General features: G+C 39.7%; 26 protein-coding genes. 12 read left to right on the top strand and 14 right to left on the bottom strand.

Translation table 11 applies throughout. The features are described 5' to 3' along the window. The first annotated feature begins 141 nt into the window (after positions 1 to 141). A complete protein-coding gene (locus QNM16_RS06890; RefSeq protein ID WP_063362392.1) occupies positions 142 to 1,062 on the top strand; it encodes a hydrogen peroxide-inducible genes activator in 921 nt (306 codons plus the stop codon). Here QNM16_RS06890 and QNM16_RS06885 read toward each other — a convergent pair. Beyond that, a complete protein-coding gene (locus QNM16_RS06885) occupies positions 1,059 to 1,937 on the bottom strand; it encodes a LysR family transcriptional regulator (RefSeq protein ID WP_284019806.1) in 879 nt (292 codons plus the stop codon). The two genes, QNM16_RS06890 and QNM16_RS06885, sit on opposite strands and share 4 nt — an antisense overlap. Before the next feature lie 102 nt (positions 1,938 to 2,039). Between QNM16_RS06885 and QNM16_RS06880 the strand changes: the two genes are divergently transcribed. The 5 genes from QNM16_RS06880 (at position 2,040) to QNM16_RS06860 (ending at position 6,503) form a co-directional block, all read left to right on the top strand. Then, complete coding sequence (locus QNM16_RS06880; protein ID WP_284019805.1) at positions 2,040 to 2,324, top strand: putative quinol monooxygenase; 285 nt, start codon at positions 2,040 to 2,042, stop codon at positions 2,322 to 2,324. Positions 2,325 to 2,471: 147 nt separating this feature from the next. Beyond that, entirely contained in the window at positions 2,472 to 3,191 is a 720-nt protein-coding gene (locus QNM16_RS06875; RefSeq protein ID WP_284019803.1) for a DUF4397 domain-containing protein, read from the top strand. Positions 3,192 to 3,433: 242 nt separating this feature from the next. After that, a complete protein-coding gene (locus QNM16_RS06870) occupies positions 3,434 to 3,853 on the top strand; it encodes a DoxX family protein (RefSeq protein WP_284019802.1) in 420 nt (139 codons plus the stop codon). Between the two features lie 88 nt (positions 3,854 to 3,941). Next, positions 3,942 to 4,913 carry a glutathione S-transferase family protein gene (locus QNM16_RS06865; protein ID WP_284019801.1) on the top strand — a complete coding sequence of 324 codons (972 nt, stop codon included), beginning with the start codon at positions 3,942 to 3,944 and terminating at the stop codon, positions 4,911 to 4,913. 306 nt (positions 4,914 to 5,219) lie between these two features. Beyond that, positions 5,220 to 6,503, top strand: a complete 1,284-nt coding sequence (locus tag QNM16_RS06860; protein WP_284019800.1) for a hypothetical protein — start codon at positions 5,220 to 5,222, stop codon at positions 6,501 to 6,503. Between the two features lie 151 nt (positions 6,504 to 6,654). Here QNM16_RS06860 and QNM16_RS06855 read toward each other — a convergent pair whose 3' ends face one another. From QNM16_RS06855 to QNM16_RS06820, 8 genes are all read right to left on the bottom strand, one after another. Then, on the bottom strand, positions 6,655 to 6,960 hold the full coding sequence (locus QNM16_RS06855; RefSeq protein ID WP_284019799.1) for a hypothetical protein: 306 nt from the start codon (positions 6,958 to 6,960) through the stop codon (positions 6,655 to 6,657). 18 nt (positions 6,961 to 6,978) lie between these two features. Next, complete coding sequence (locus tag QNM16_RS06850; protein WP_284019798.1) at positions 6,979 to 7,278, bottom strand: hypothetical protein; 300 nt, start codon at positions 7,276 to 7,278, stop codon at positions 6,979 to 6,981. Between the two features lie 14 nt (positions 7,279 to 7,292). Then, positions 7,293 to 7,577, bottom strand: coding sequence for a hypothetical protein (locus QNM16_RS06845; protein WP_284019797.1), 285 nt, complete (start codon positions 7,575 to 7,577; stop codon positions 7,293 to 7,295). A 52-nt stretch (positions 7,578 to 7,629) separates the two neighbouring features. Then, positions 7,630 to 7,917 (bottom strand): hypothetical protein, encoded by a 288-nt coding sequence (locus QNM16_RS06840; RefSeq protein WP_284019796.1) that lies wholly within the window; start codon positions 7,915 to 7,917, stop codon positions 7,630 to 7,632. A gap of 44 nt (positions 7,918 to 7,961) precedes the next feature. Next, positions 7,962 to 8,255, bottom strand: a complete 294-nt coding sequence (locus QNM16_RS06835) for a hypothetical protein (RefSeq protein WP_284019795.1) — start codon at positions 8,253 to 8,255, stop codon at positions 7,962 to 7,964. A gap of 32 nt (positions 8,256 to 8,287) precedes the next feature. After that, complete coding sequence (locus QNM16_RS06830) at positions 8,288 to 8,578, bottom strand: hypothetical protein (RefSeq protein WP_284019793.1); 291 nt, start codon at positions 8,576 to 8,578, stop codon at positions 8,288 to 8,290. A gap of 176 nt (positions 8,579 to 8,754) precedes the next feature. Next, on the bottom strand, positions 8,755 to 9,126 hold the full coding sequence (locus QNM16_RS06825) for a hypothetical protein (RefSeq protein WP_284019792.1): 372 nt from the start codon (positions 9,124 to 9,126) through the stop codon (positions 8,755 to 8,757). A 459-nt stretch (positions 9,127 to 9,585) separates the two neighbouring features. Beyond that, complete coding sequence (locus tag QNM16_RS06820) at positions 9,586 to 10,749, bottom strand: DUF819 family protein (RefSeq protein ID WP_237135840.1); 1,164 nt, start codon at positions 10,747 to 10,749, stop codon at positions 9,586 to 9,588. Positions 10,750 to 10,999: 250 nt separating this feature from the next. Here QNM16_RS06820 and QNM16_RS06815 point away from each other — a divergent pair, with 250 nt between their 5' ends. Next, positions 11,000 to 11,446 carry a helix-turn-helix domain-containing protein gene (locus QNM16_RS06815; protein WP_284019791.1) on the top strand — a complete coding sequence of 149 codons (447 nt, stop codon included), beginning with the start codon at positions 11,000 to 11,002 and terminating at the stop codon, positions 11,444 to 11,446. Positions 11,447 to 11,546: 100 nt separating this feature from the next. Here QNM16_RS06815 and QNM16_RS06810 read toward each other — a convergent pair whose 3' ends face one another. The 3 genes from QNM16_RS06810 to QNM16_RS06800 are packed head-to-tail and all read right to left on the bottom strand — an operon-like array spanning position 11,547 to position 13,849. Next, positions 11,547 to 12,035: a phosphatase domain-containing putative toxin gene (locus QNM16_RS06810; RefSeq protein WP_284019790.1), complete on the bottom strand. Its 489-nt coding sequence runs from the start codon at positions 12,033 to 12,035 to the stop codon at positions 11,547 to 11,549. Positions 12,036 to 12,044: 9 nt separating this feature from the next. Next, a complete protein-coding gene (gene arsB, locus QNM16_RS06805) occupies positions 12,045 to 13,076 on the bottom strand; it encodes an ACR3 family arsenite efflux transporter (protein ID WP_284019789.1) in 1,032 nt (343 codons plus the stop codon). Positions 13,077 to 13,087: 11 nt separating this feature from the next. Beyond that, a complete protein-coding gene (locus QNM16_RS06800; protein ID WP_284019787.1) occupies positions 13,088 to 13,849 on the bottom strand; it encodes a metalloregulator ArsR/SmtB family transcription factor in 762 nt (253 codons plus the stop codon). A 271-nt stretch (positions 13,850 to 14,120) separates the two neighbouring features. On the opposite strand from QNM16_RS06800, the gene QNM16_RS06795 reads away from it, so the two are divergent. Beyond that, positions 14,121 to 14,351, top strand: coding sequence for a hypothetical protein (locus QNM16_RS06795; protein ID WP_284019786.1), 231 nt, complete (start codon positions 14,121 to 14,123; stop codon positions 14,349 to 14,351). Positions 14,352 to 14,435: 84 nt separating this feature from the next. Here the strand turns inward: QNM16_RS06795 and QNM16_RS06790 are convergent, their stop codons facing one another. Both QNM16_RS06790 and QNM16_RS06785 read right to left on the bottom strand, forming a co-directional pair. Continuing rightward, positions 14,436 to 16,547 carry a TonB-dependent receptor gene (locus QNM16_RS06790; protein WP_284019785.1) on the bottom strand — a complete coding sequence of 704 codons (2,112 nt, stop codon included), beginning with the start codon at positions 16,545 to 16,547 and terminating at the stop codon, positions 14,436 to 14,438. A gap of 12 nt (positions 16,548 to 16,559) precedes the next feature. After that, entirely contained in the window at positions 16,560 to 17,999 is a 1,440-nt protein-coding gene (locus QNM16_RS06785; RefSeq protein WP_284019784.1) for a PepSY domain-containing protein, read from the bottom strand. 265 nt (positions 18,000 to 18,264) lie between these two features. On the opposite strand from QNM16_RS06785, the gene QNM16_RS06780 reads away from it, so the two are divergent. The 4 genes from QNM16_RS06780 to QNM16_RS06765 are packed head-to-tail and all read left to right on the top strand — an operon-like array spanning position 18,265 to position 21,038. Beyond that, positions 18,265 to 18,549 carry a YciI family protein gene (locus QNM16_RS06780; protein WP_284019783.1) on the top strand — a complete coding sequence of 95 codons (285 nt, stop codon included), beginning with the start codon at positions 18,265 to 18,267 and terminating at the stop codon, positions 18,547 to 18,549. A 47-nt stretch (positions 18,550 to 18,596) separates the two neighbouring features. After that, a complete protein-coding gene (locus tag QNM16_RS06775) occupies positions 18,597 to 19,517 on the top strand; it encodes a hypothetical protein (RefSeq protein WP_284019782.1) in 921 nt (306 codons plus the stop codon). Next, a complete protein-coding gene (locus tag QNM16_RS06770) occupies positions 19,518 to 20,498 on the top strand; it encodes a hypothetical protein (RefSeq protein ID WP_284019781.1) in 981 nt (326 codons plus the stop codon). Positions 20,499 to 20,549: 51 nt separating this feature from the next. Continuing rightward, positions 20,550 to 21,038: a GNAT family N-acetyltransferase gene (locus tag QNM16_RS06765; RefSeq protein ID WP_284019780.1), complete on the top strand. Its 489-nt coding sequence runs from the start codon at positions 20,550 to 20,552 to the stop codon at positions 21,036 to 21,038. Positions 21,039 to 21,068: the final 30 nt, after the last annotated feature.

The following is a 21,068-nucleotide window of genomic DNA, read 5'->3' as shown; positions in this document are numbered from 1 at the left end:
ATAACATTGAATTCATTATCTTTATTCACAGTTAAACTAAACGCAGCGTAAAATGTGGTGAAAATGCGAACAGCTGTGCGGGTGCACTTAACGCGCAATTGATTAAAATAGAAAAAACAATCAATAAAAAAGAACGTTTGAATGGTCTCTATAAAACAAATCATCTATGCACTTGCGGTAGAAAAAACACTGCACTTTAAAAAGGCGGCGGATGCATGTCATGTGTCTCAATCGACCTTAAGTACGGCGATACATGAACTTGAAAAACAGTTGGGGACGGTGATTTTTGAGCGCAATAATAAGCATGTATTTGTGACTGAGCAAGGGAAGGTTTTACTGGATAAGGCGCGCAAGATTAAGCTGGAAGTCGATGAGTTTATGATGCTTTCACAAGTTGATAAGTCACCGCTTTGCAGGCCAATGAAAATAGGTGTGATCCCGACCATTGGTCCGTTTTTACTGCCTAAAGTTTTGCCGGATGTACGTCAGCAATACCCTGATTTTAAGCTAAAGATCATAGAAGAGCAGTCTCATGTCTTAACCGATATGCTGCGCCAAGGCGAATTAGATGCCGCTATTTTAGCTTTGCCTTATCAAATTGATGGACTGATGGCGTTTAACTTCTGGAAAGAGGATTTTTACTGGGTTAGTCACAAAGATGAGAGCGGGGCGGGGCTGCAAGAGATCACCAGCGACCAATTTGATATTGCCAAACTCATGTTACTTAAAGACGGCCACTGCTTAAAAGAGCATGCCTTGAGTGCATGTAACTTGCCGCAAGAGCAAAAAGACACCACCTTTGATAGTACAAGCTTACACACGCTGATCCAGATGGTTGCTGGAAAAATGGGTACCACCTTAGTGCCGCAAATGGCACTTGATCAATTGATAAAAGGCGAGTCTGAGCTGGTGGCGTTACACCTCAATGAGCCGGGTCCGCACCGCACTATCGCACTGGTTGTTCGGCCTAATTACGTGCGCACCAATGATATTACCCTATTGCAAAAGTTGTTTGAGCAGGCGCTCGACAAACATTGCGCAATGAGTTATTGCAGTATTTAACTGGCCCAAGGCTGTTGCGCTATAAACTGCTTTAGCATGTCTGCAAACGCTTTTACTTTCGGTGAGGGATATTTGCGAGAGGTTGTCACCAAATATACCGGACGTTCAACACCAGACCAATGTGGCAGGACTGTTTTGAGTGCGCCATTTTGCAAACAACTTGATGCTTCGCTCAGTGGCAGTAATGCGATGCATCGGCCACTTTTTACCATGGCTTTAAGTAGTGCTATGTCGTTGCAAAAGTGCATTGGTGTGACGGTTACCTTATAGTCTCCTTGCTTCGGGTGAGAGAGGGTAAGGTTATTGACTTGCTGCGAAATGGCAAAAGTATGTTCAGATAATTCAGTCACACAGTTAATATCTGGGTATTCAGGTGCAGCAACCAGTTTACTCTCTATGGTGCCAAGGCGTTTTTGCACTAAGCTAGAGCTTGGTAAATGACCAACACGAATTGCGCAATCAGCGCCTTGCTCGGCAATATCTTGGATATGATTACTGGTCTGGATATCCAGTTGTAGCTCAGGATAAGTGCGCATAAACTCTGGCCAAAAATCTGCCAGCGCAGTCGTGGCCAAGTTACTCGGTGCCAATACCTTTAGTCGCCCACTGAGCAACTGAGATTGTGATTTGAACTCTGTGAGCTGAGTTTGAATCGTTTGTAAATCCACTGCATATTGCCGATATAACTGCTCTCCCGCCTTTGTGACATGTATGCCTCGTGCATGTCTGTTTAGCAGTGGCTGTCCGATGTGCGCTTCGAGCGCGCAAAGCTTGCGGGAAACAGTCGCGACAGTAGTATTTAATTGTTTGGCTGCACGGCTTAAGCTGCCACAATCGACAATGATAGAGAAAAGGTAGAGGTCATTTAATAGCATTACATATATGTAAAGTTAGTTCGCATTTGTTTGTATAGTTTACGTATATGATGCTAGTTATGATAGTCGTTCTTTATTGATAAAATTTAAAAAGGACACCTTATGAGCTATTACATTGTTGCTAAGTTAATGGCAAACCACGGCAATATTTCAGAAATTACGGCTGAACTGAATATCTTGAAAGCGCATACAGTCGATGAACCCGGCTGTATCTATTTTGAAATCTATCATGCTCATGACGAGCCGGGTGTGTTTTATTTGTGGGAAGCGTGGCACTGTGAAGCAGATTTAAAGCGTCATTATGATGCCCCTCATACCCAAGCCTATTTTGCTAAACAGCATACGCGCATTCTCTCTTGTCAGCCTATTAGTAAGCTCAGTGCTTAAATTATTTCTTTTTTGCGGGGTGTCGTTACGCTTTAATGCTTTCTGTAACCCTCAGCTACATCAAAGTATTGAAAAATAACATTCAATAACAACTCGCACTGACCGTGAGCAATATACTTCCCACAACGCCACTTTGAGGAGAGTATTGTGAAATTAATAACTGGATTGGTTTTATCTGTTGCGGTATCTGTTTTAGCTGGGTGCAACAATGACGACACCTACACTGCTGACGTCAGTGCAATTAACTTGGTGAACAGTGAAATGGATGTGTATTGGGAGTTTGAAAAAGGCCATGAAGAAATGTCTTTATCAGATGAAAATGGTTTGTTGTTCGGCGCTAAATCAGACGAAAAGTTACTTGTTCAAGACGACTCAGATGGCAATGTATTTTCATTTTATGCCGTAGAGGGTAACTCCAAAGAAGTGGCAATTGCATCGACGCGTTTTAGATTTTCTGAGCACGGTGATTATGTTGTTTATAGCTATGGTCGATTAGATAACGATTCAGCACAGGCTGCACAGCTAGATGCAGTAAAAATTGACGATGCAGACGTGGCTAAAAGTAAATATCGAGTGATTGTTATCCATACCTATGTCGCAGATATGGGCAAAGTGGATGTGTATATGGGTGACAAAAAATTAGCTGAAAACTTGGAATATGGTGATGCGACAGAGTTTGTTGACCTATCAACGGATCTAAATGAGTTGATTGTGGTTAAAGCAGGTCAGGGCGCAAACACAGATACACCCATTGCAAAGGTGACTTTATCGGCAGAAGCGGGCGACATTCACCTCGCGTATATTACAACTACTTCTGAAAATGAAGGGAATATCAAATCGTTCAAAGTCGCGCCTAAAGCGCAGTAGCGAATGGTACTCGCCGATTGTTGAGGTTATTTAAAAGCGGCATTGTGCTGCTTTTTGTATTTTAAACAGCATGTTAAGTTAATTGACTTAACGAATTATGGCCTATCCCTATAGCCTTCATTCTTTTTAAAAGAATGAAGGCCTCTATTTTTACAAATTTTATTTCTCTAATTAGATAGTAAACTTGTTAGCAAGTTGGGCAGAGATGCCAGTAAAACAAATTTACAGCTTTGGAGAATATCATGAATTTACTCAATATCGTATCAAAGAACGACTATCTATCGAATGCCGCAAACTTACTCGGTCGAGTTGGTTTATCTGTCATCTTTATTTTGGCAGGGATGAATAAAATCCAATACTTTGAGGGCAACGCTCAGTATCTAGCCTCTGGTGGTTTACCTGAGTTTTTACTACCGTTAGTGATTGCGTTTGAGTTGATTGGCGGATTATTCATCTTAGCGGGTGCGTTAACCCAGTTAACCGCATTGGCTTTTGCCGGATTCTGTGTAGTGAGTGCTTTGGTGTATCACAATAACCTTGCGGATCAAATGCAGTTTTTTATGTTCTTTAAAAACATCGCCATGGCAGGCGGCTTTTTAGCCTTAGCCTCTACTGGCGCAGGTCGCTTTAGTGTCGACCACAAGTTGGCTAAGTCAGCATAAATGCCGGTGGCCCAAATTTGGGCCAAACTTTGAACTGCTATGTCAGCAGTTGCAGATACATATTTAAGCATAGGTTAGGAGCAAAAAAATGGGTTTATTGGTTAACGGACATTGGCAAGACAAGTGGTACGATACTAAATCAAGTAATGGTGAATTTAAACGGGAGGCTGCGCAATTACGAAATTGGGTTACTCCTGACGGCGAAGCTGGCCCAAGTGGAGAAGCAGGTTTTAAAGCAGAAAAAGGCCGTTATCACTTATTTGTCTCACTCGCTTGTCCTTGGGCACACCGCACGCTGATATTTAGAAAGCTTAAAGGGTTAGAGGACTATGTTGATGTATCCGTGGTGAGCCCTGATATGTTAGAACAAGGTTGGACGTTTGATAAAGCAACCGGCAGCACAGGCGATGCATTATTTGAAAGCAACTTTATGCATCAGATCTACACCAAAAATAAAGCAGATTACAGTGGTAGAGTAACAGTGCCGGTATTGTGGGACAAACAAGCTCAGCGGATCGTGAGTAATGAGTCATCTGAGATCATTCGCATGTTTAACACTGCATTTGATACGCTGACAGGCAATACATTAGATTTTTATCCAAGTGCATTACAGACTCAAATCGATGAGATCAATGATTTTGTTTATGACTCGATAAATAACGGAGTATATCGCACAGGGTTTGCCACCAGCCAAGATGCTTATAACCAAGCGTATGACAAACTATTTGATGCGCTTGATAAAGTAGAAAATATTCTAAGCGAAAATAGATACTTAGTTGGCGATACATTAACAGAAGCCGACTGGCGTTTATTTACCACCTTAATAAGATTTGATGCTGTGTATGTTGGTCACTTTAAGTGTAATAAGCGCACAATTGAAAGCTACCCAAATTTATCTAATTACGTAAGAGAATTATATCAATACCCAGGCGTCACTGAGACAGTTGATTTTTATCATATTAAACGTCATTACTACTTCAGCCATACAATGATCAATCCAACGCAAGTTGTGCCCAATGGACCGGATATTGATTACGCTCGTCCACATAATCGTGGCTGATAATTAAGTTAAGTACGACAAGAGCCAGAGATGGCTCTTTTTATTTTTACAAAGCAACTTTCCGATATGTTTAGAGTGCATATACTTTGTGTATGTGAGACGTAAAATTATAAGGCGCGTTGAGCGTTTTAATAATCAAGTATAGCGACTATTTGGTGGTTAATCTCCTGCAAATTTTAATGTGTTTTTTGAAATAGTGATATTTGATGTTTAAAGTTTCATCGTCTCAGCATGAAATAATTAATAAATTGTATTTGTTTTTTAACATTGGAGATGTGAATATAATATTTCAAAAAAGGAGATTTTATGAAATATTCAGTTGGTTTTATGATTTTGTTGTCATCGGCAACAAGTATGGCATCAAATATTCATGTTTATGATAGTGGGTATCAGTCGAGTTATTTTTGTTTAACAAATCAGTTATTCAATGGAGTGCCCAAGTATTGTGGTGCGACAGGCACTTATACTCATAAACATATCCCAGTGGCGGTGGAAAAAAGCAATAATCACTTTGAGGTGTTTTCTAATAACGAAAATGGCAACTTAGTCACTTATGTAGTGAAAAACTACAATCAAAAAGTAAAAGTCCATACAGAGAGCAATTGGAATGATCCGCATACCAATGCGATAGTCGATGTTGATAAAAACGGTTATGTTTATGTGCAACTGTCTTCGCGTGGGCTTGGGCACAAATATCGAAGCGGGCACCTTTACAAATCAACAACCCCTTATGGCACTCAGTTTCAAAAGCTTAAAGGCTTGCCCAATCACGGTGACTTTAATCAGTCATACCCACAGTTACACTTAGACAATGCTTTAAACCGTCTTGCGGTATTCACCCGTTATGAATATGCAGGGCAAAAGTCTGTACGGACACTGTGGTTTGATAATAATGGTCATGAATTTAAATTAGCTGAAGGTGGTCATTATGCGGTCAGTGATACTAATGATGATGGGGCAATTTATATAGCATATAACTATCACCCCAATTACAACCTAGATCGCCGCTCAAACATTCATGTGATTAAGTCTTATACTTTCAACCCAAACACTTGGTACAACATTAAAGGTGAAAGGCTCACCTTGCCACTTGCTGAAAACGACTCTCGGACTTTGGTTTACGACTCAGAAGCCAATGGGACATATATTTATGTGAAAGACATTGTTGCTGAAGAAGCAGGGACGGGGGGCGGTGTGCATGTTTTATTTACCGAAAGCACGTCTTTCGATCCAACAAAAGGGTCGCGGTATGTAAAAGAGTTGGATATTCAATCTGTAAATAAAGTGGCAGTAAATACCATCACTGCGACTAATCATAATTACTCTGGCGCAACATACTTAACTAACCGCTTTGGTTGGACAGTACATAGTATTTTAGTTAACGGCAATAATCATCAACCATACTTTGGCGGTGATATACAGCTATATCAACGAGTGAATGGTCATTGGCAATATAAAAATACCTATGCTGATGGCGGCAATTATACTTACATCAGAAAAGTAAGGGGGTCAGATCACAAAGCGGTTGCTTCAAAAGGCATAGGAGAAATAGACAACGGAAATACGCAAATACGTATTGAAGTCAAATAGTTCAGATGTGAGTTAAGACGAGATAGTTAATAATACGTATTAAGTGCGGTTTTTAAGGCACCTTGTAGGTGCTTTTTTATATCTAGAATCAAAGCATTTTGAGCGTCATTTCACAGTATATAGTGTAACTTTTTAAATGTACGAGGCTGTTTTAAGCTTTGCAGATTAGAGCGATTTCTCTCTCTGTGAATAAATCAATCAAAGGATAGAAACCATTATTACTTCCCCACAGAGCCGCTTCAGCGGTGATCAACCCTAAATTCTGAGCATATAAATTGTGTTCTCTTACTTGAGCAACTGTAGGTCTAGGGCCCATGCTACACCTTTTACCTATATTTAACATTGCTCTCTCTATATATTCGTCTAATGTGATAAGAGAGCTTACTTCGCTGTTGGCAGCCACCGAAAATGTGTGTGTTGAAAGTATAGTAAGTAGTAATAGTGATGCTAACTTCATATTTTATTCCTTTAAATTTTATGGTCTACCAACAGAGCAGATTAATGTCACACTATTTTCAAAGGGGTTAATGACGGGATAGTAGCCATTTAATCTGCCCCAATCTCCAGCTCGTGCCGTTATAATTCCATTTTGTACAGCAAAATCAATGTACATTAGCCAATTACGTGGGCCATGGATGTTACCCATACATCGTCCAGGTGCTCGGCTATCTGAATAGGCTTTTTGTTGATATACATCTATGTCCATGATTGCAAAAGACTCAAATGACAGTAATGATAAAATGCCAGAAAAAGTGATGCTTTTTATATTTTTCATATTGATTTCCTTATTTATTTTGCAGAACAAACGGCTTCTACACCGCCGAAAAAGCTTATTACAGGGTAGTAACCATTGCTTCTCCCCCAATTTGCAGCGCGCTGTGTGATAAACCCTCGATTTAACGCGTGATTTATATACTGTTGCCAGCTATTTGGTGGCGTCGAAAAAGAGCAACGGCTCCAAGGCTGGTTATCTTGAAATGCACGCTGTTTATACTGTGTTAAATCCATAACAGCAAAAGAATCAAACGAGAATATTGAGAGGATTCCAGCAACTGCAAGTACCTTAATGCTCATAATAACTTCCTTATAAAATGTAGTGATTATCTTAGTGTGTATATGATGATGGCTATGTTAGGTCACCTTTGCAGATAGCAGCGACTTGATTCGAAAACATGTCAACAATAGGGTAATAGCCATATGCTTTACCCCAATAGGAAGCCCGCTCAGTGATTAACCCCTGGTTAAGCGCCCAGTCAATACGTAGTTTGACATTGTCATATGAGATGGGACTATAAACACAGCGTCCTGGTATTTTGGCATCTTGTAATGCTCTGAATTCGTACTGTTGCATATCTAAGGCGGCAAAGGAGGTTAAAGTCAAAAAACCAGCAAAAGCGACTGTTAATATACGCATTAATATTTCCTTATTGCTTGTTGAGTTGAGTTGAGATGAATAAGTTAGCTACGACCAGCGGAGCAAACTGCTGCAATTTCGCCTGTAAATATATCTATCACTGGGTAGAAGCCAAATGTATTTCCCCATTCTGCAGCCCTGGCTGTAATGAGTCTGTTTTCATATGCCCAGTGATTGCGAACGGTATAATTGTAGACAGGCGTCTGATATATACAGCGACCTGGCATTTGGGCATCTATGTTTGCACGATGCTGAAAAGTCCAAATATCCATGGCAGCATGTGCATTAAATGAACAAGCAGAACTAACCATAGCCGTAATAAACAATAGTATTTTCATATATAGCTTTTATATAGGTGTTCTAGTGTCACCTATCCCCCTTTACAAATAGCGGTTATTTGATGTGAAAACATATCTATAACAGGGTAATACGCGTAGGCTTTCCCCCAGTATGATGCTCTTTCTGTTATCAGCCCTTGGTTATAAGCCCAATTTATACGAATTTTCACGTCAGAATACGACACAGGAACAGATGTACAACGATTCCTTACTTGGCTGTCTAATCGCGCACGTTCTTCATAGGCCTCAATGGTAAACACATCATTTGCTTGATAACTAAATGATGTGAGTGTGCTAACTAATGCGATTGCATTGATCAACATACTTATTTCCTTTATGAGTGAGTTTATTGATGATGATGTCTAATAGTGAACACATGTATCGTATACAACCTTGTCTGTTTTATTGCCAAAAAATGGTCACGAAAGATAGGTCGCAGGTTTGCAACGTCCGCCACTTTTGGTTTGCTAATTTATATGCGGGTTTTATAAGCGATACGCTAGTCAATAGAGGTAAAGGTATAAGGCCTGACTCGGCATGAGAGCACGACTTCCCAGCTAGATGTCTCAAAAAAATATCCTAGATATGGGTAGTACCCCTGTGATTTTGCCCAATCCGCGACAGGGGGCGTAATTTTATTCATGTCAATGAGCTCATTAAGATACTCAGAAAAGCTCATTGGGTACCGAGGGTGGTAGCAGATAAAGTAATCAGAGCTTGTCGGGTCAAATTGCTCGCTCATTTGAATGAACTCACTTAAAGTGACAGCAGAATATGCACTTGAGGGTATCAGCATAAAAACACTTGATAAAATAATTGATTTAACCTTAGTGTTAATTAGGTTTTTTAGAGCTTTGCCTTTAAGGTTCATGTCTATTCCTTGATTAAATAATATGGCTGATAACGAATTTATTTTGTAAAGCCTTTTAAAAAAGTAAGCCTTATAGTTTTTGTTATGTATTTGAGCTGGTCCAAGCGCTTTTACTCTGATGAAAGGAGTCTAATCTATTTTTACTTACTTATATTTTACGATTTATGTTTTAACATTGTTTAAATTTGTGATCAATAAGTAATCAAATGTAAATTTCGGATTTTTTAAATAACCTTTTAAATTAGCGGTTTATAATTTAATTAATTTTTTCTTTGGAAAAGCAGGCGAGGTTACGGGTTTTGTGAGGGTTATAGGTTTATTATTACTAGACTATGGTTTTCTTTTATTTATTAATGCACTAGGTTTGATTGTTTATTATACATGATTATTGTTATTATATTTATAAATGAAAAGTATGGTGAGAATATATTCTCACCATACCTGTGTATTACAGACTAACTACATCGCTTGCAATAGCATCGCTACTCCAATACCTGCACCGGTACCAATAATAACGCCCATCAGCGCCATTAAAATTGCAACCGGAACCAATGTTTGGCTATAGGCCGCAGCGAGAACTGGCGAAGATGCCACTCCCCCAATGTTAGCCAAAGATGCAATTCCGCAAGTGAATAGATCAAGTTTGAATATTTTCGCTATCACTGTGAGGATAACACCATGGATGAGTAGAATAACGAATCCAGCTAAAATGTATGCTGGTGCTTGAGTAAGCTCTGCAAAATCAGCATTTGCTGCGATCAGGCCAACCAAAGTATAAAGCAGCACATTGGACAGCTGAGGTGAACCTGGTAACTTACCCAGCGGCGTCATTGCGCAAATGACGCCAACAATAGTCACTATCATAATGCTCCATGTTGTACTCGTCAGCACCGCATTGTGAGGCAAAAGACCAGAAATGTAGATGGCTAGCGCAGATAAACCAAAAGCACTGCCTAGCAGTAACATCATGTCTGGGAATGTCGTTTCTTTTCTGATTTTGTCATTGGAAAGGGTGAGTTTCTTTTGTAGTTCGTCAAGTGTACTTGTATCTGCTTTTGTCCATGCATTAAACTTGTGAGCAAAAGGGACTAACGCCAGTAAGAACATGATCCACATCGCATAATCTATAGAGTCTATGAGCAGTGTATACCCCATACCCGCATCATTTAGACCAAGCGATTGTTGCACGGCGACCATATTCTGTGTACCGCCAATCCAACTGCCAGCTAGCGCACCAAAAGTCAGTGCGGCATTATCATTTAAGTAACTTTGGAACAGGGCGAACGAGACGATGAAGCCCAGCACAATACTTAAAGTAGCAGCAAAAAAAGTGCCTAGTAATTTAGGGCCTAGTTTTACGATATCTCTCAAATCAGCCCTGAGTAACATCAAAAATATCATAGCTGGTAAGATCGCGGTTTTAACCTCGCCTCGTGCTTGTTTAACAGAGTCTGTCATTTCCCAGACGCCTAATGTTGACATAACCATAGCGGAAAAATAGATAATAATGACCGCGGGGACATACTTAAAAAAAGGTCCATTTTTATACTTGTCTTCTCCCCAAATTACGATGCTGGAGACAAACATTAAGAATGCGATAAACGCAAAACCGTCTTGGATCATACCTTCCTCTTTTTCTAATTATTATAAATTGCTCGCTATGCTAGCGGAATTTACCGAAAAAAACGACGCTAAATCTTAAATTTGGTTACAATTATGTTTTTCTAAAGTTATCAAAAGTAACTGATTAATATGCTATTTTAAAAATGTCGGTGGTGAGTCGGGCCACTGTCGGGCATTAGTCGAGGTATTTTCTAGACCCTCATGCCATAGTTCAATCATTCTTCATACACCAAATACGTTAGGGAATAAGATGATATTAAAGCAGCTTCGATTAAGCCGGAGTTTATCTCAAGAGCAGTTAGCTCATATGTCGGGGCTAAATGTACGAACTATTCAACGAATTGAGGCCGGTGCCAACGCGAGCTTAGAATCAAAAAAGTGTTTAGCCAGCGCCCTTGATGTCAGCATACAGACTTTGGAACTTGAGGAGTCGACGATGACGAACAGCTTGCAAAATTGGCGCGCGTTACCCATTGTACTTAAAATCTGGTTTGTATTTAATTTTTTACAGGTTAGGCCTAAGCGCACTACAGCCAATAGAGTTGTTTACTTAAGTCATGTCGCGGGTTTTTTATTTTGCGGGCTAGGTCTAGTTAACGAAGCAGCTTTAGTGGGTGGTTTGATGCTTTTAGTAACTGCTTATCTGTTTTCTTTCCTTAAGTGGCAAGGTGATAAATATGACATTTGGCGCAACTAACAGCGATGTTATTTCTTAGAGGAAATGTAGCGTAATTCTGAGTAAAGCAAAGCAGGTTATAAGCACTGCGCATCTAATCTAGATGCGCAGTGCTTAATGACTAAAATGTATTAAAAAATTGCAACTGTGACGGATGTTTAAGTGCTTTTGGTCTAAGCGTTTGTATTTGCTTTATGATGTCAGCGTGATCGTAACCAAGGCGTTTCATTAAAAGGCCAATCACTAGCCCAGTTCTGCCAGAGCCACCTTTACAATGTACCGCCACTGTACCTTTTCTATCAAGGATAGAAAAAATCTCCTCGATGTGGTTATTAAATGCAGTAACAAAATCTTGGTTAGGTTCATCATCGTCAGGTAGCGGGAATTGAAACCATTTTACATTTTCCTCTTTGCACACTTGCGCTAAGCTCTGTGCATTATTTTTAAGAAGCTCGCTGTCATACATCAGTGTAATAATTGCATCTGTGCCTGCGTCTTTAAGTTGAGCAACAGACTCAGTGATGGCAACATCTTTTGTACCTGGGCAAGGGGTGAAAATAAAGGTGGCACCATTATCCAGTGACAGCTTATCAAAAGGGTGAGTTTGCATAATTGCCTCTTAGTGTGTTTGTAGGTCAAACCAATGTTTGGTTTTATTAACGATTGCGACCAAAGACAACATCACAGGCACTTCTACCAGAACGCCAACGACGGTGGCAAGGGCGGCACCTGAATGTAATCCAAATAACGATATTGCAACAGCGACGGCCAGCTCAAAGAAGTTTGAGGTGCCAATAAGACAAGCGGGAGCCGCGATGTTGTGTTTAAGCTTCAGTTTGAGTGCTGCGAAATAAGCAATGAAAAATATGCCATAAGTTTGCAAGATCAATGGAATTGCAATTAATAGAATATTCATTGGCTTAGAGATGATGGTATTGGCTTGAAAACCGAATAGAAGTACAACTGTTGCCAACAGACCTACTACAGAAAAAGGCTTTAACTTTGCCAGTAAGGTTTCTATGGCTGTGCCATTCTTTCCTGAAGCGTTGAGTTTTTTGCGTGTGTATATACCAGCCATTAAGGGGAGTAAAACGTACAACACCACAGAAATAAAAAGTGTATCCCACGGAACATGTATATCCGATACACCAAGCAGCAATCCAGCTATTGGAGCAAATGCAAAGATCATGATCACATCGTTCACAGACACCTGCACTAACGTATAGTTTGCATCGCCTTTAGTGAGCTGAGACCAAACAAAAACCATGGCGGTGCATGGAGCAACACCAAGCAGGATCATACCAGCAATGTACTCTTGTGCTGTTTCTGGGCTGACATAATTGGCGAAAACCCCTTCAAAAAATAACCAACCTAACGCAGCCATGGTAAATGGTTTGACTAACCAATTTATGATGATAGTCAGGACGAGGCCCTGCGGGTTTTTACCGACTTCTTTGATGGTTGAGAAGTCAATTTGCACCATCATTGGATAAATCATTATCCAGATAAAAATTGCGACCACGAGATTGACATTGGCATAAGTCATGGTGGTAACGAATTCGAACACAGGTGGGCATAACACACCAAGCCCAACACCGATGGCAATGCTGGCAGCAACCCAAACTGATAAATAACGCTCAAAAATACCCATGAAATAGCGCCTTATTTACACAAGTTTGCAAAACGAGTAGGGCGATCACCCATGGTATTGAGCCTATTTAACTCTTGTTCGATAAAACTAGGTTCATTGATGACTGTTGAGGTGATAATGTGCTTCATCCATTCAGGCAATGTCGGGTTAAGCGAGTAAAAAACCCATTGATGGTACTTTCTATCAGATAAGATTCCAATTTTACGCAGTTGTGCGAGGTGACGAGATACTTTCGGCTGGCTCGACTCATCCAGTGCTGTCATTAGTTCACACACGCAAGCCTCTTTTTCTACCGCAATAATCAGCAAGGTTTTTAGACGTGTTTCATCAGCCAATGCTTTATAAAAAGTTGTAGGTTGGATGGTTGCAGGTTTTTGTGTCGTATTTTCTGTCAACAGGGACTGAATTTTTTCGTTGATTTCTTGCAGTGTTTTTTCAAAAGGGTTCTCACATTGACGAGATTTAGGCTCTGCAATATCCCAAGCAAGGCAATTTACGCCGTTGACTCGGCCTTCACATTCTTTGGTCGCGCTAGCACATAGGGTTATCACATAGTCGAAGTGCATAGCGGTGAATTCTTCTATATGTTGTGATACTAGCCCTTGGCTATTTAAGCCAAAATGATCAATGGCTTTGATAGTGCGAGGATCTGCGCCACTTGGGTTAGTTCCTGCACTGTATACATCGTATTGATCTTTACCGTGATGTTTTAGAAGCACTTCAGCCATAAGAGAACGTGCTGAGTTCTCAGTGCATAAGAATAGTACTTTCATTTGTTTGCCTATAACAGAATCTATATATAACAATTTTGTTATATGCTAGCTTGGTTGCATGCTACTCGCAAGCTGTTTATTCGAGCATGTGTTAATTACGTGAATATAAAAAGACGCATTTGTTGGCAAATATTTACGGTAAAAGGTTCTTTTGTATAAATGTCAATTTATCTAGTTTTTTTGATGAAACAGCTCATTTTTTTGAGTAAAATCAGCGCCTTTTTTGGCTTGAAGGTGTAAAAACTCAAAAGGCTTAGTTTTTAGGATTGGTATGAAGAGTAAATTAGACTTTGCAATTAACTACACTAAAATAATGATGGGTTTGATAATGGTTGTGACTTTGGTGTCTTTGCTTGGCAAAGATATTGAAATACCATGGTTGGAGTTTGGTTTTCGTTTAGTCGGACTTTTGATGGCAGCTTTACTCGTAACATTTGTTATATGTTACATCTTCGTGTCTTTGAAATATGAAGTATTACTAGATAAACATAAAAACAAATAACTTTTATTATATTTTGATGTTCAAAGCGGGGTTGAAATGGTATTCAGTCCTGCTGTTGAATACCATTTATAATAAATCTAAGAGTTAAAAAGAATAGTCTAAGCCAATATACGCCATACGAGGACTACCAGGCTGTATACGCTCTCGGTTATAACGGATCTCAGCTTGTAGGGCATATGTTTTATCTGTGATATTAGCGACCCGAGCATGCACTTTAAGCGCGTCATTTACCTGATAGTTTGCTTTTAAGTTTGCAATGGTATAACCGCTATATTCTTGTGAGTTTTCCGAGTCCATCCAATAGTCTCCGATGCTTTTTACTTCAGCAGTGATGTGTAACCCAGAAATAGTTTGGCTATTGTAGTTTAAACGGAGGTTAGCCACATATTCCGGGGCCATTACTAGGCTATTACCTGACAGGTCGACTTCTTTACTTTTTTTCGTTTTGTAGTCAATTCGCCCCTCATCTTGGATGTAATGATCAAACTTATGATTCGACTGGCTGTAAGCTAACGAAAGAGACCAGGCAGGTGAAAGGGTGTAAGTGGTGCCAAATTCAAACCCTTGATGTTGCACTTCAGCGGCATTAACGCGAAGACTTGAACCGAAGTCATCATATGCGGTGACAATGGCATCTTTCACGTCCATCACGTAGTAAGCAAGTTCAACTGAAACCTTGTCAAAATTAGCTTTATAGCCAATTTCATAGGTGTCTGATACCTCCTCGTTTAACGAACTTAATTGCGCGCTAGTCTCTTTCGTTTTTAAATGATAAAGCTCTGAGAACGTGGGGATGCGTATTGCATTGGCGTAGCGTGTATAAATACTAGAATGTGTGTTTAATTGATAATTTAAACTGGCTTTAGGGCTCAGGTGTTCAAATGTATCATCTCGACTGGCAATAGAGCGATTACCAAACCCATCATTATCATAAACAGGAAGCGCATTGTTGAAATCATACTTGTTATGGTCATACCGTAGGCCAACAGCATAATTTAGGCGTTCTGTGATCTTGCCCAAATGCTGAATATAAGGTGAAACGCCGACAAAGGTCGTTTCGTCATCGTAAAAAACATGCCCCTCAGGATAAGTTGCCGCAGCCCACCCTGTGGTTGTGCGTGTTGTAGGTTGAGAGGAATAGGCATCTCCTTCAGAGCGCTCTAGATCGATACCAATGGTCGTTTCAAAATCAGCAGTATGCCTGAAATTAGTTAACGCAAGTAAACCAATTGAGTTCACACTGGATTCAATTTTAGGCATATTTGGCTGCCATGTAGCAATGTAGTCGTTGCTGCGATAACGAAGGTAAGGGATCACTGAGGCATAAAAATCATTGTCTTCGTAGGTGTATTCCGCGCTAAGCCTGGCATAGTCAGTCGTGCGGCGAGGGTCAATAGCTTGAACTTCACTGGGAAGGCCTGATTGAGCAGGGTCTTGTAAAAATTCATCTTCTTCAAGCGCATCTAGCATTTGTTGGTCTAGTGTGGATGAAATTAAACTTGTTTTGATACTTTGCTTATCATCTATTTGAAACTCATGTAGGACATTAAACTCAGACTTTTTAACGCTACTATGTGCTCGCCATCCATCATTATCTAGATGTGCAGCGCTCACTCTGACGCCATTGGTATCTGATATGTTATGCGTTACGCTGCCATTTAATCTCTGATAGCTATGCTCACCCAATGTGATTGCAAGGTTGTCATTTTCGTTACTCACTGGTGCAGAAATGACATTGACGGTTGCGGCAACAGCACCCGAACCATACAGGCTGGTTCCGGCACCTTTAACTACTTCTAAACGAGAGAGTGAGGAGTTTGTACTTGCCCACCAAAGTGCATTGTGATTATAAAAAGCAGCAGATTGCAGAGGTACGTTATCTTGTAGGTAGAGAGTATAACCACCGAAGTTTATCGGCATACGTATGGCTGCATTATGCCCTTGTCCACCGGATAGTTGATTAAGTAAAACACCAGAGATGGTTTCCAGAGACTCGGACACATGCTGCGCGTTGTCGTTTCTTATTACTTCACTTGATACACTACCAACACTGAGGGCTAAATCGGTATTCGCCTTTGCAGTTCTGCTGGCTGTCACAATAATCTTTTCAATGTCATCGCTTTGTTGCTGAGCATAAAGCACATCAGCTTGTAAAAGTGCTATGGCTATGAGGGAATAAGAAAAGCCAGATTTCATTATGCTTGTTCCTTAGTTATTTTCTAATAATTCGTTATTTTTTAAGTTACGCTGCTGTTTCGCACGACGCCGACGAAGTGTTGTTGAAAAGTACATGTATGTACCTGTTGATGCAACGAATACGAGACCAAGACAGATCAACGCAATGATGCTATCACGTAAGCCTTTGCCAAGCGGGTTTAAAAAATGGTATTTGTGCAGATAACCGAAATGCCAACTGCGTGCTTTTTGCCAGTTGTCATCAATTGCAGCAATATAGCCGGTATGGATCTCGACACTGTAAAGTACCTCTGAAGAGTGCTCAAAGCTTAGTTGCTGCACTGGTAGTCGCTTATTTACAAACCCGTACGTTGCTCCAAACTTGTCGATTTTCTCGTTATGGTTGAGCTGGCCTGACACCTCCAACTGTTCAAGTAATATGTCGCGGGCAAAATGTGTGTTTGTAAATGCTGTTTCTTTTTCTTGCCAGTATGAAAAGGACATTTTATCTTTTTCAAACTTAACGATTTGGCTGATTATTTCTCCGTTAATATTTATCAATTGAAAGTTATCGCCATTTTCGCTCCGCATTGCTTTAATTGGATCGTGATTTATATCATGGGTGTTAATATTATTTTTCGGAAGTAGAGCTCTAAACTCTTGAACGAAAAACTTATCGATTAAAATGTGTGTGCTGCTACTGGCAAAGCCGAGCATAGATACACTTAATATGAGCCCAGTACTTCTGTGAAGAGACCTTACAGATTTTTTCTTTGATTTAACTTTGGACCACAGAAGGGTGTATGCCAATAGCCCAAATAAAGCCACAATAAGTAAAGCAATACATACTATTAGCATCGGAATAAGTCTCCAAAGACTATGTCTATCACCTGCAAATTGCCATGTATGTAATTGCTTAAACCAATAGGCGAGAGATTCCCTTAACGGGGTGTTATGAGCGACTATACGCTTCCCAAGCGTATCAACGTATAACTTGTTCCCATTACTAAGCTGCATTCGATAAACAGGTAAGATTCTATTTATTTCGGGGTAAGCTGAACTAAATTGTGTAATGAGTTGTGCGCTTTGAATATTTTGCTTGCTCCAGTGCTGAGCTAAATATTTTGCGTATTCAATATCAGTGAGGCGAAGGTGGGTATTCTTAAGTGGGAGGTAATGAACTTTTATGTCATTCAGTAATTGCTCTCGTACCTGATAAAAATATTGCTGTTTGTATTTTATCAGGCTTGCATGACTAAAGTTTGATATATCATTTTGTATAAGCGCTTTATAGATATTTGTGTAAGTTTGTAAATCATTTTTCTCGGCAATAATTGGGTTGCTTTTTATCCTTGGTGCTTTTGCAAAGTGATTCATAGCAGGGTGAAGCAATCCGGAGAGCGCCCATATGGTAAACGGGATTAGGCACCATAAAGCAATTCTTTTATGCCATATAAGCAGTGTTTTGAGCATTTTATTGTTATCATAATTAGGATAATTTGAGGATTATATGTAATAAGCTTGCGGTTGATAATGTGACAAATTGTCGCATGGCTTTTCGATGTATGTCATTAGTGCCAAAACGTCGTAAGTTGTAAGTAAGTGTAAAGTAGCTATATACAGATAGTATTTCGGTTGATAGAGTTACATTAACCAAAATAGGTACTAAATTAAAAGGGTTAGTAACTACTTTGGAAGCGCAATGAGTGCGCTCAATAAATAATAAAAAGGAACTCTCATGTTTATCGTCACGCTTAATTATCTCGTTGGGTTATCTGAAGTTGAGAAGTATTTATCTTTACACGTTGAGTTTTTAGATCAGTGTTATGACGATGGTATTTTTTTAATGTCTGGTCCAACTGAACCTCGCACTGGAGGTGTTATTTTAGCTACTTCTCCCTCAAAAGAATTACTCGAATTAACGTTAAACGAAGACCCGTTTTTTAAAACAGGTATTGCTGAATATAGTATCACTGAGTTTGTGCCGACAAAGTCAATGAAGGAGTTAAGTTATTTGATATAGTTCACTATAGGTATTTAGTGTAATGTTAAAACAGGGAGGTTGTTTTAATGCAGAGTTTATTATTAGACAAATTATATCGAGTGACTCAGGGAGTTGAATACCTCAAGCGTCATATTAACGAGCACTTTTTTCTTTTCAAAGAGGCAGGAATTGGCCCATGGCTTATTTCATCTTCTAATCATTCCATAATTAAAGAATATGATGAGAAACACTATTTTGTGATCCCATTTGTACAAGGCCAGTATGGCGTTGCTTTGCACACTATAAGAAGCCTTCCTCCCTGTATACCTGAAATAAACACCTTACCAAAACGTCGAGTCTTTCACTTTGCCAATGAACATGCTGAAACTTTGTTATTGGAAATTTTGTCTCAACAGGCAGAGTCTTTGGTAAGAACAGAAAACAAAGACCAAGAAAGTCAGCTGGATAAATTAGCAAATGATATTGATGCGATAGACACAAAGTTAACTTATGGAATGTTTGTTGTTGGTGGGTTGTCAGCCATTTTTAATCCTGCTGTGGGGGCCGCAATAGCAGCTAAAGCAGCGCTCCCCAGTATTACAGGATTAGTGAATAAACATGGTATTCGCCCTATTGCTGAAAAATACTCGCAAAACACTTTAGAAAAAGAGATTCAATCAGCACAAGAGAATGTCTTAAAGGAGTTCAGTGAAGGGGATACGATAAAGTTAGTTAACCCTATGTTGTCACGGCTTGAAAAGGCATTAAAAACGTCTGAGCAAGAATATGATCCTTTGATTGATGAAGCATTTTTTGGTCACAGCTTAGACGTGTTAGAAAAAGAGCAGTGGGTATTCCTAACTGTTGAAGCATTGTCACATGTCTATCAAGAGATTATTGATTCACCTCGGCTGCATAGTGAGGCGTGCCTTGGTGAAGAGGATATTCGGTGGCTAACATACCTGTTTGATGGCTATTTAACACCAGTTAAAAGTAGGGGGAATTAAATGCGTTTGTTTAATCAAAGTATGCTAATAAATGGCCTATTGAGCTTGTTGCTCAGCTTTAGTGTCAGTGCACATATTGAAATACATTCAAAATTAGAAAATGAGCAAGATTGGCAAAATAGAAGCGCTGTCATGTTGCCTTCGGGAGATGTTGTTGAGCTTAGAGTGAAAGCACCTGAAGGGGCACATATTAAGTGGTTTCAAATTATTCCAGATACGAGTCAGTACTACAAAAATGCGAATCACCCTTGGGAGCCAAAGCCCTATCAATGGTCTGGGTTCGGTAACATACATTATCAGAAAAAACACCTCGCTCAGTTTGATGATAAGCAAAGCATACTAGTATCGCCCTCTTGGTTAAAACGCAACAACGTATTTAATTCACCTTATTATCAGAGTGATGTGGGGAGTTTTTGGTTTGAAGTTGAAGTGATTGATAAAGATGGCCGTAAATTTAAGAGTGTGGGGTTAGACAATAACGATCACCGAGGCCTGAATAATCAGGTTTTAAGGGTCTCTTTTACACAAGGAGAGGGTTATTTGGGTATCTTAAGTAGCTTTTTTAACGTGCCAGCTATTTTTGGCTCGGTTCCTTATCAAAGCCAGCACTATTTGGGTGTCGATTGTGCGGATGTACTAATGGCGGCAAATGCAATCAAACGCAATGGCAAGGTATTTGACCGTAATGTCGCTTGGTTGGTAAACAACTTGAGACATAAGGCTAAGTTAGTAGAGTTTAGCGGTGAAAGTACTCGGTTAAGATGGGGAAAAGATATCTCTCCTGGTGATTTTATTGCAGTTAGATACCGTAAAAATGGCCAATTTGCACACATAGGCGCATTGCACAAAGACAGAAATCGAAATGGTGTATTAGATGGTGAAGATTCTGTCATGCATGCAGGACCAAATGCGTTGAGCTACGCGGCGGTTCAAGAGGCTGGCTTTTTAGGGGAGGTTGTTATACTCGATAATTCAAACTAATGACTAATGTGGTATTCATGCCGTTAATTTAAAAATGAAATTGAATTTAGAATGATTAGAGAAGCAAGATCACAAGATGCGCAATGTCTAACTGCATTGGCTCTTCAGGTTTGGTTAACAACCTACACAACAGATGGTATGCGAGATGAGTATGCTGCTTTTGCACTGGCGACGTTTACGCCAGATTATTTTAAAAAAATCATAAACAATAAAGATAACAAACTATTGGTTTACGAGCGCGATAGTGCAGTTTTGGGCTTTTTGTTGATTAACTTCACCTCACATTATCAAGACAAAGATAACGGGTTTGAAGTTGAAAAATTGTATGTTCACAGTGGATTTCAAGGGCAGGGTATTGGTAGACAATTACTAGACGAGTTGTCAAAGCGTTATGGGGATAGATACTGGCTATATACTTGGGTTGAGAATGATTCAAACGTATTTTATCAACGATTAAGGTTTGAAAAAATTGGCGAGATAAGTTTTCAATTTGCAGGCCATGATATTTGCAATAATGTGTACCGCAGTCCAGCTAACTAACTAAGAGTATATGAGTATAAAGCGAATCCA

Origin of the sequence: Pseudoalteromonas umbrosa (assembly GCF_030125375.1) — a bacterium.
In the GTDB taxonomy this organism is placed as follows: Bacteria; Pseudomonadota; Gammaproteobacteria; order Enterobacterales; family Alteromonadaceae; genus Pseudoalteromonas; species Pseudoalteromonas umbrosa.
Note: the sequence above shows the minus strand (reverse complement) of the source record. Positions and strands in the feature narration are given on the sequence as shown.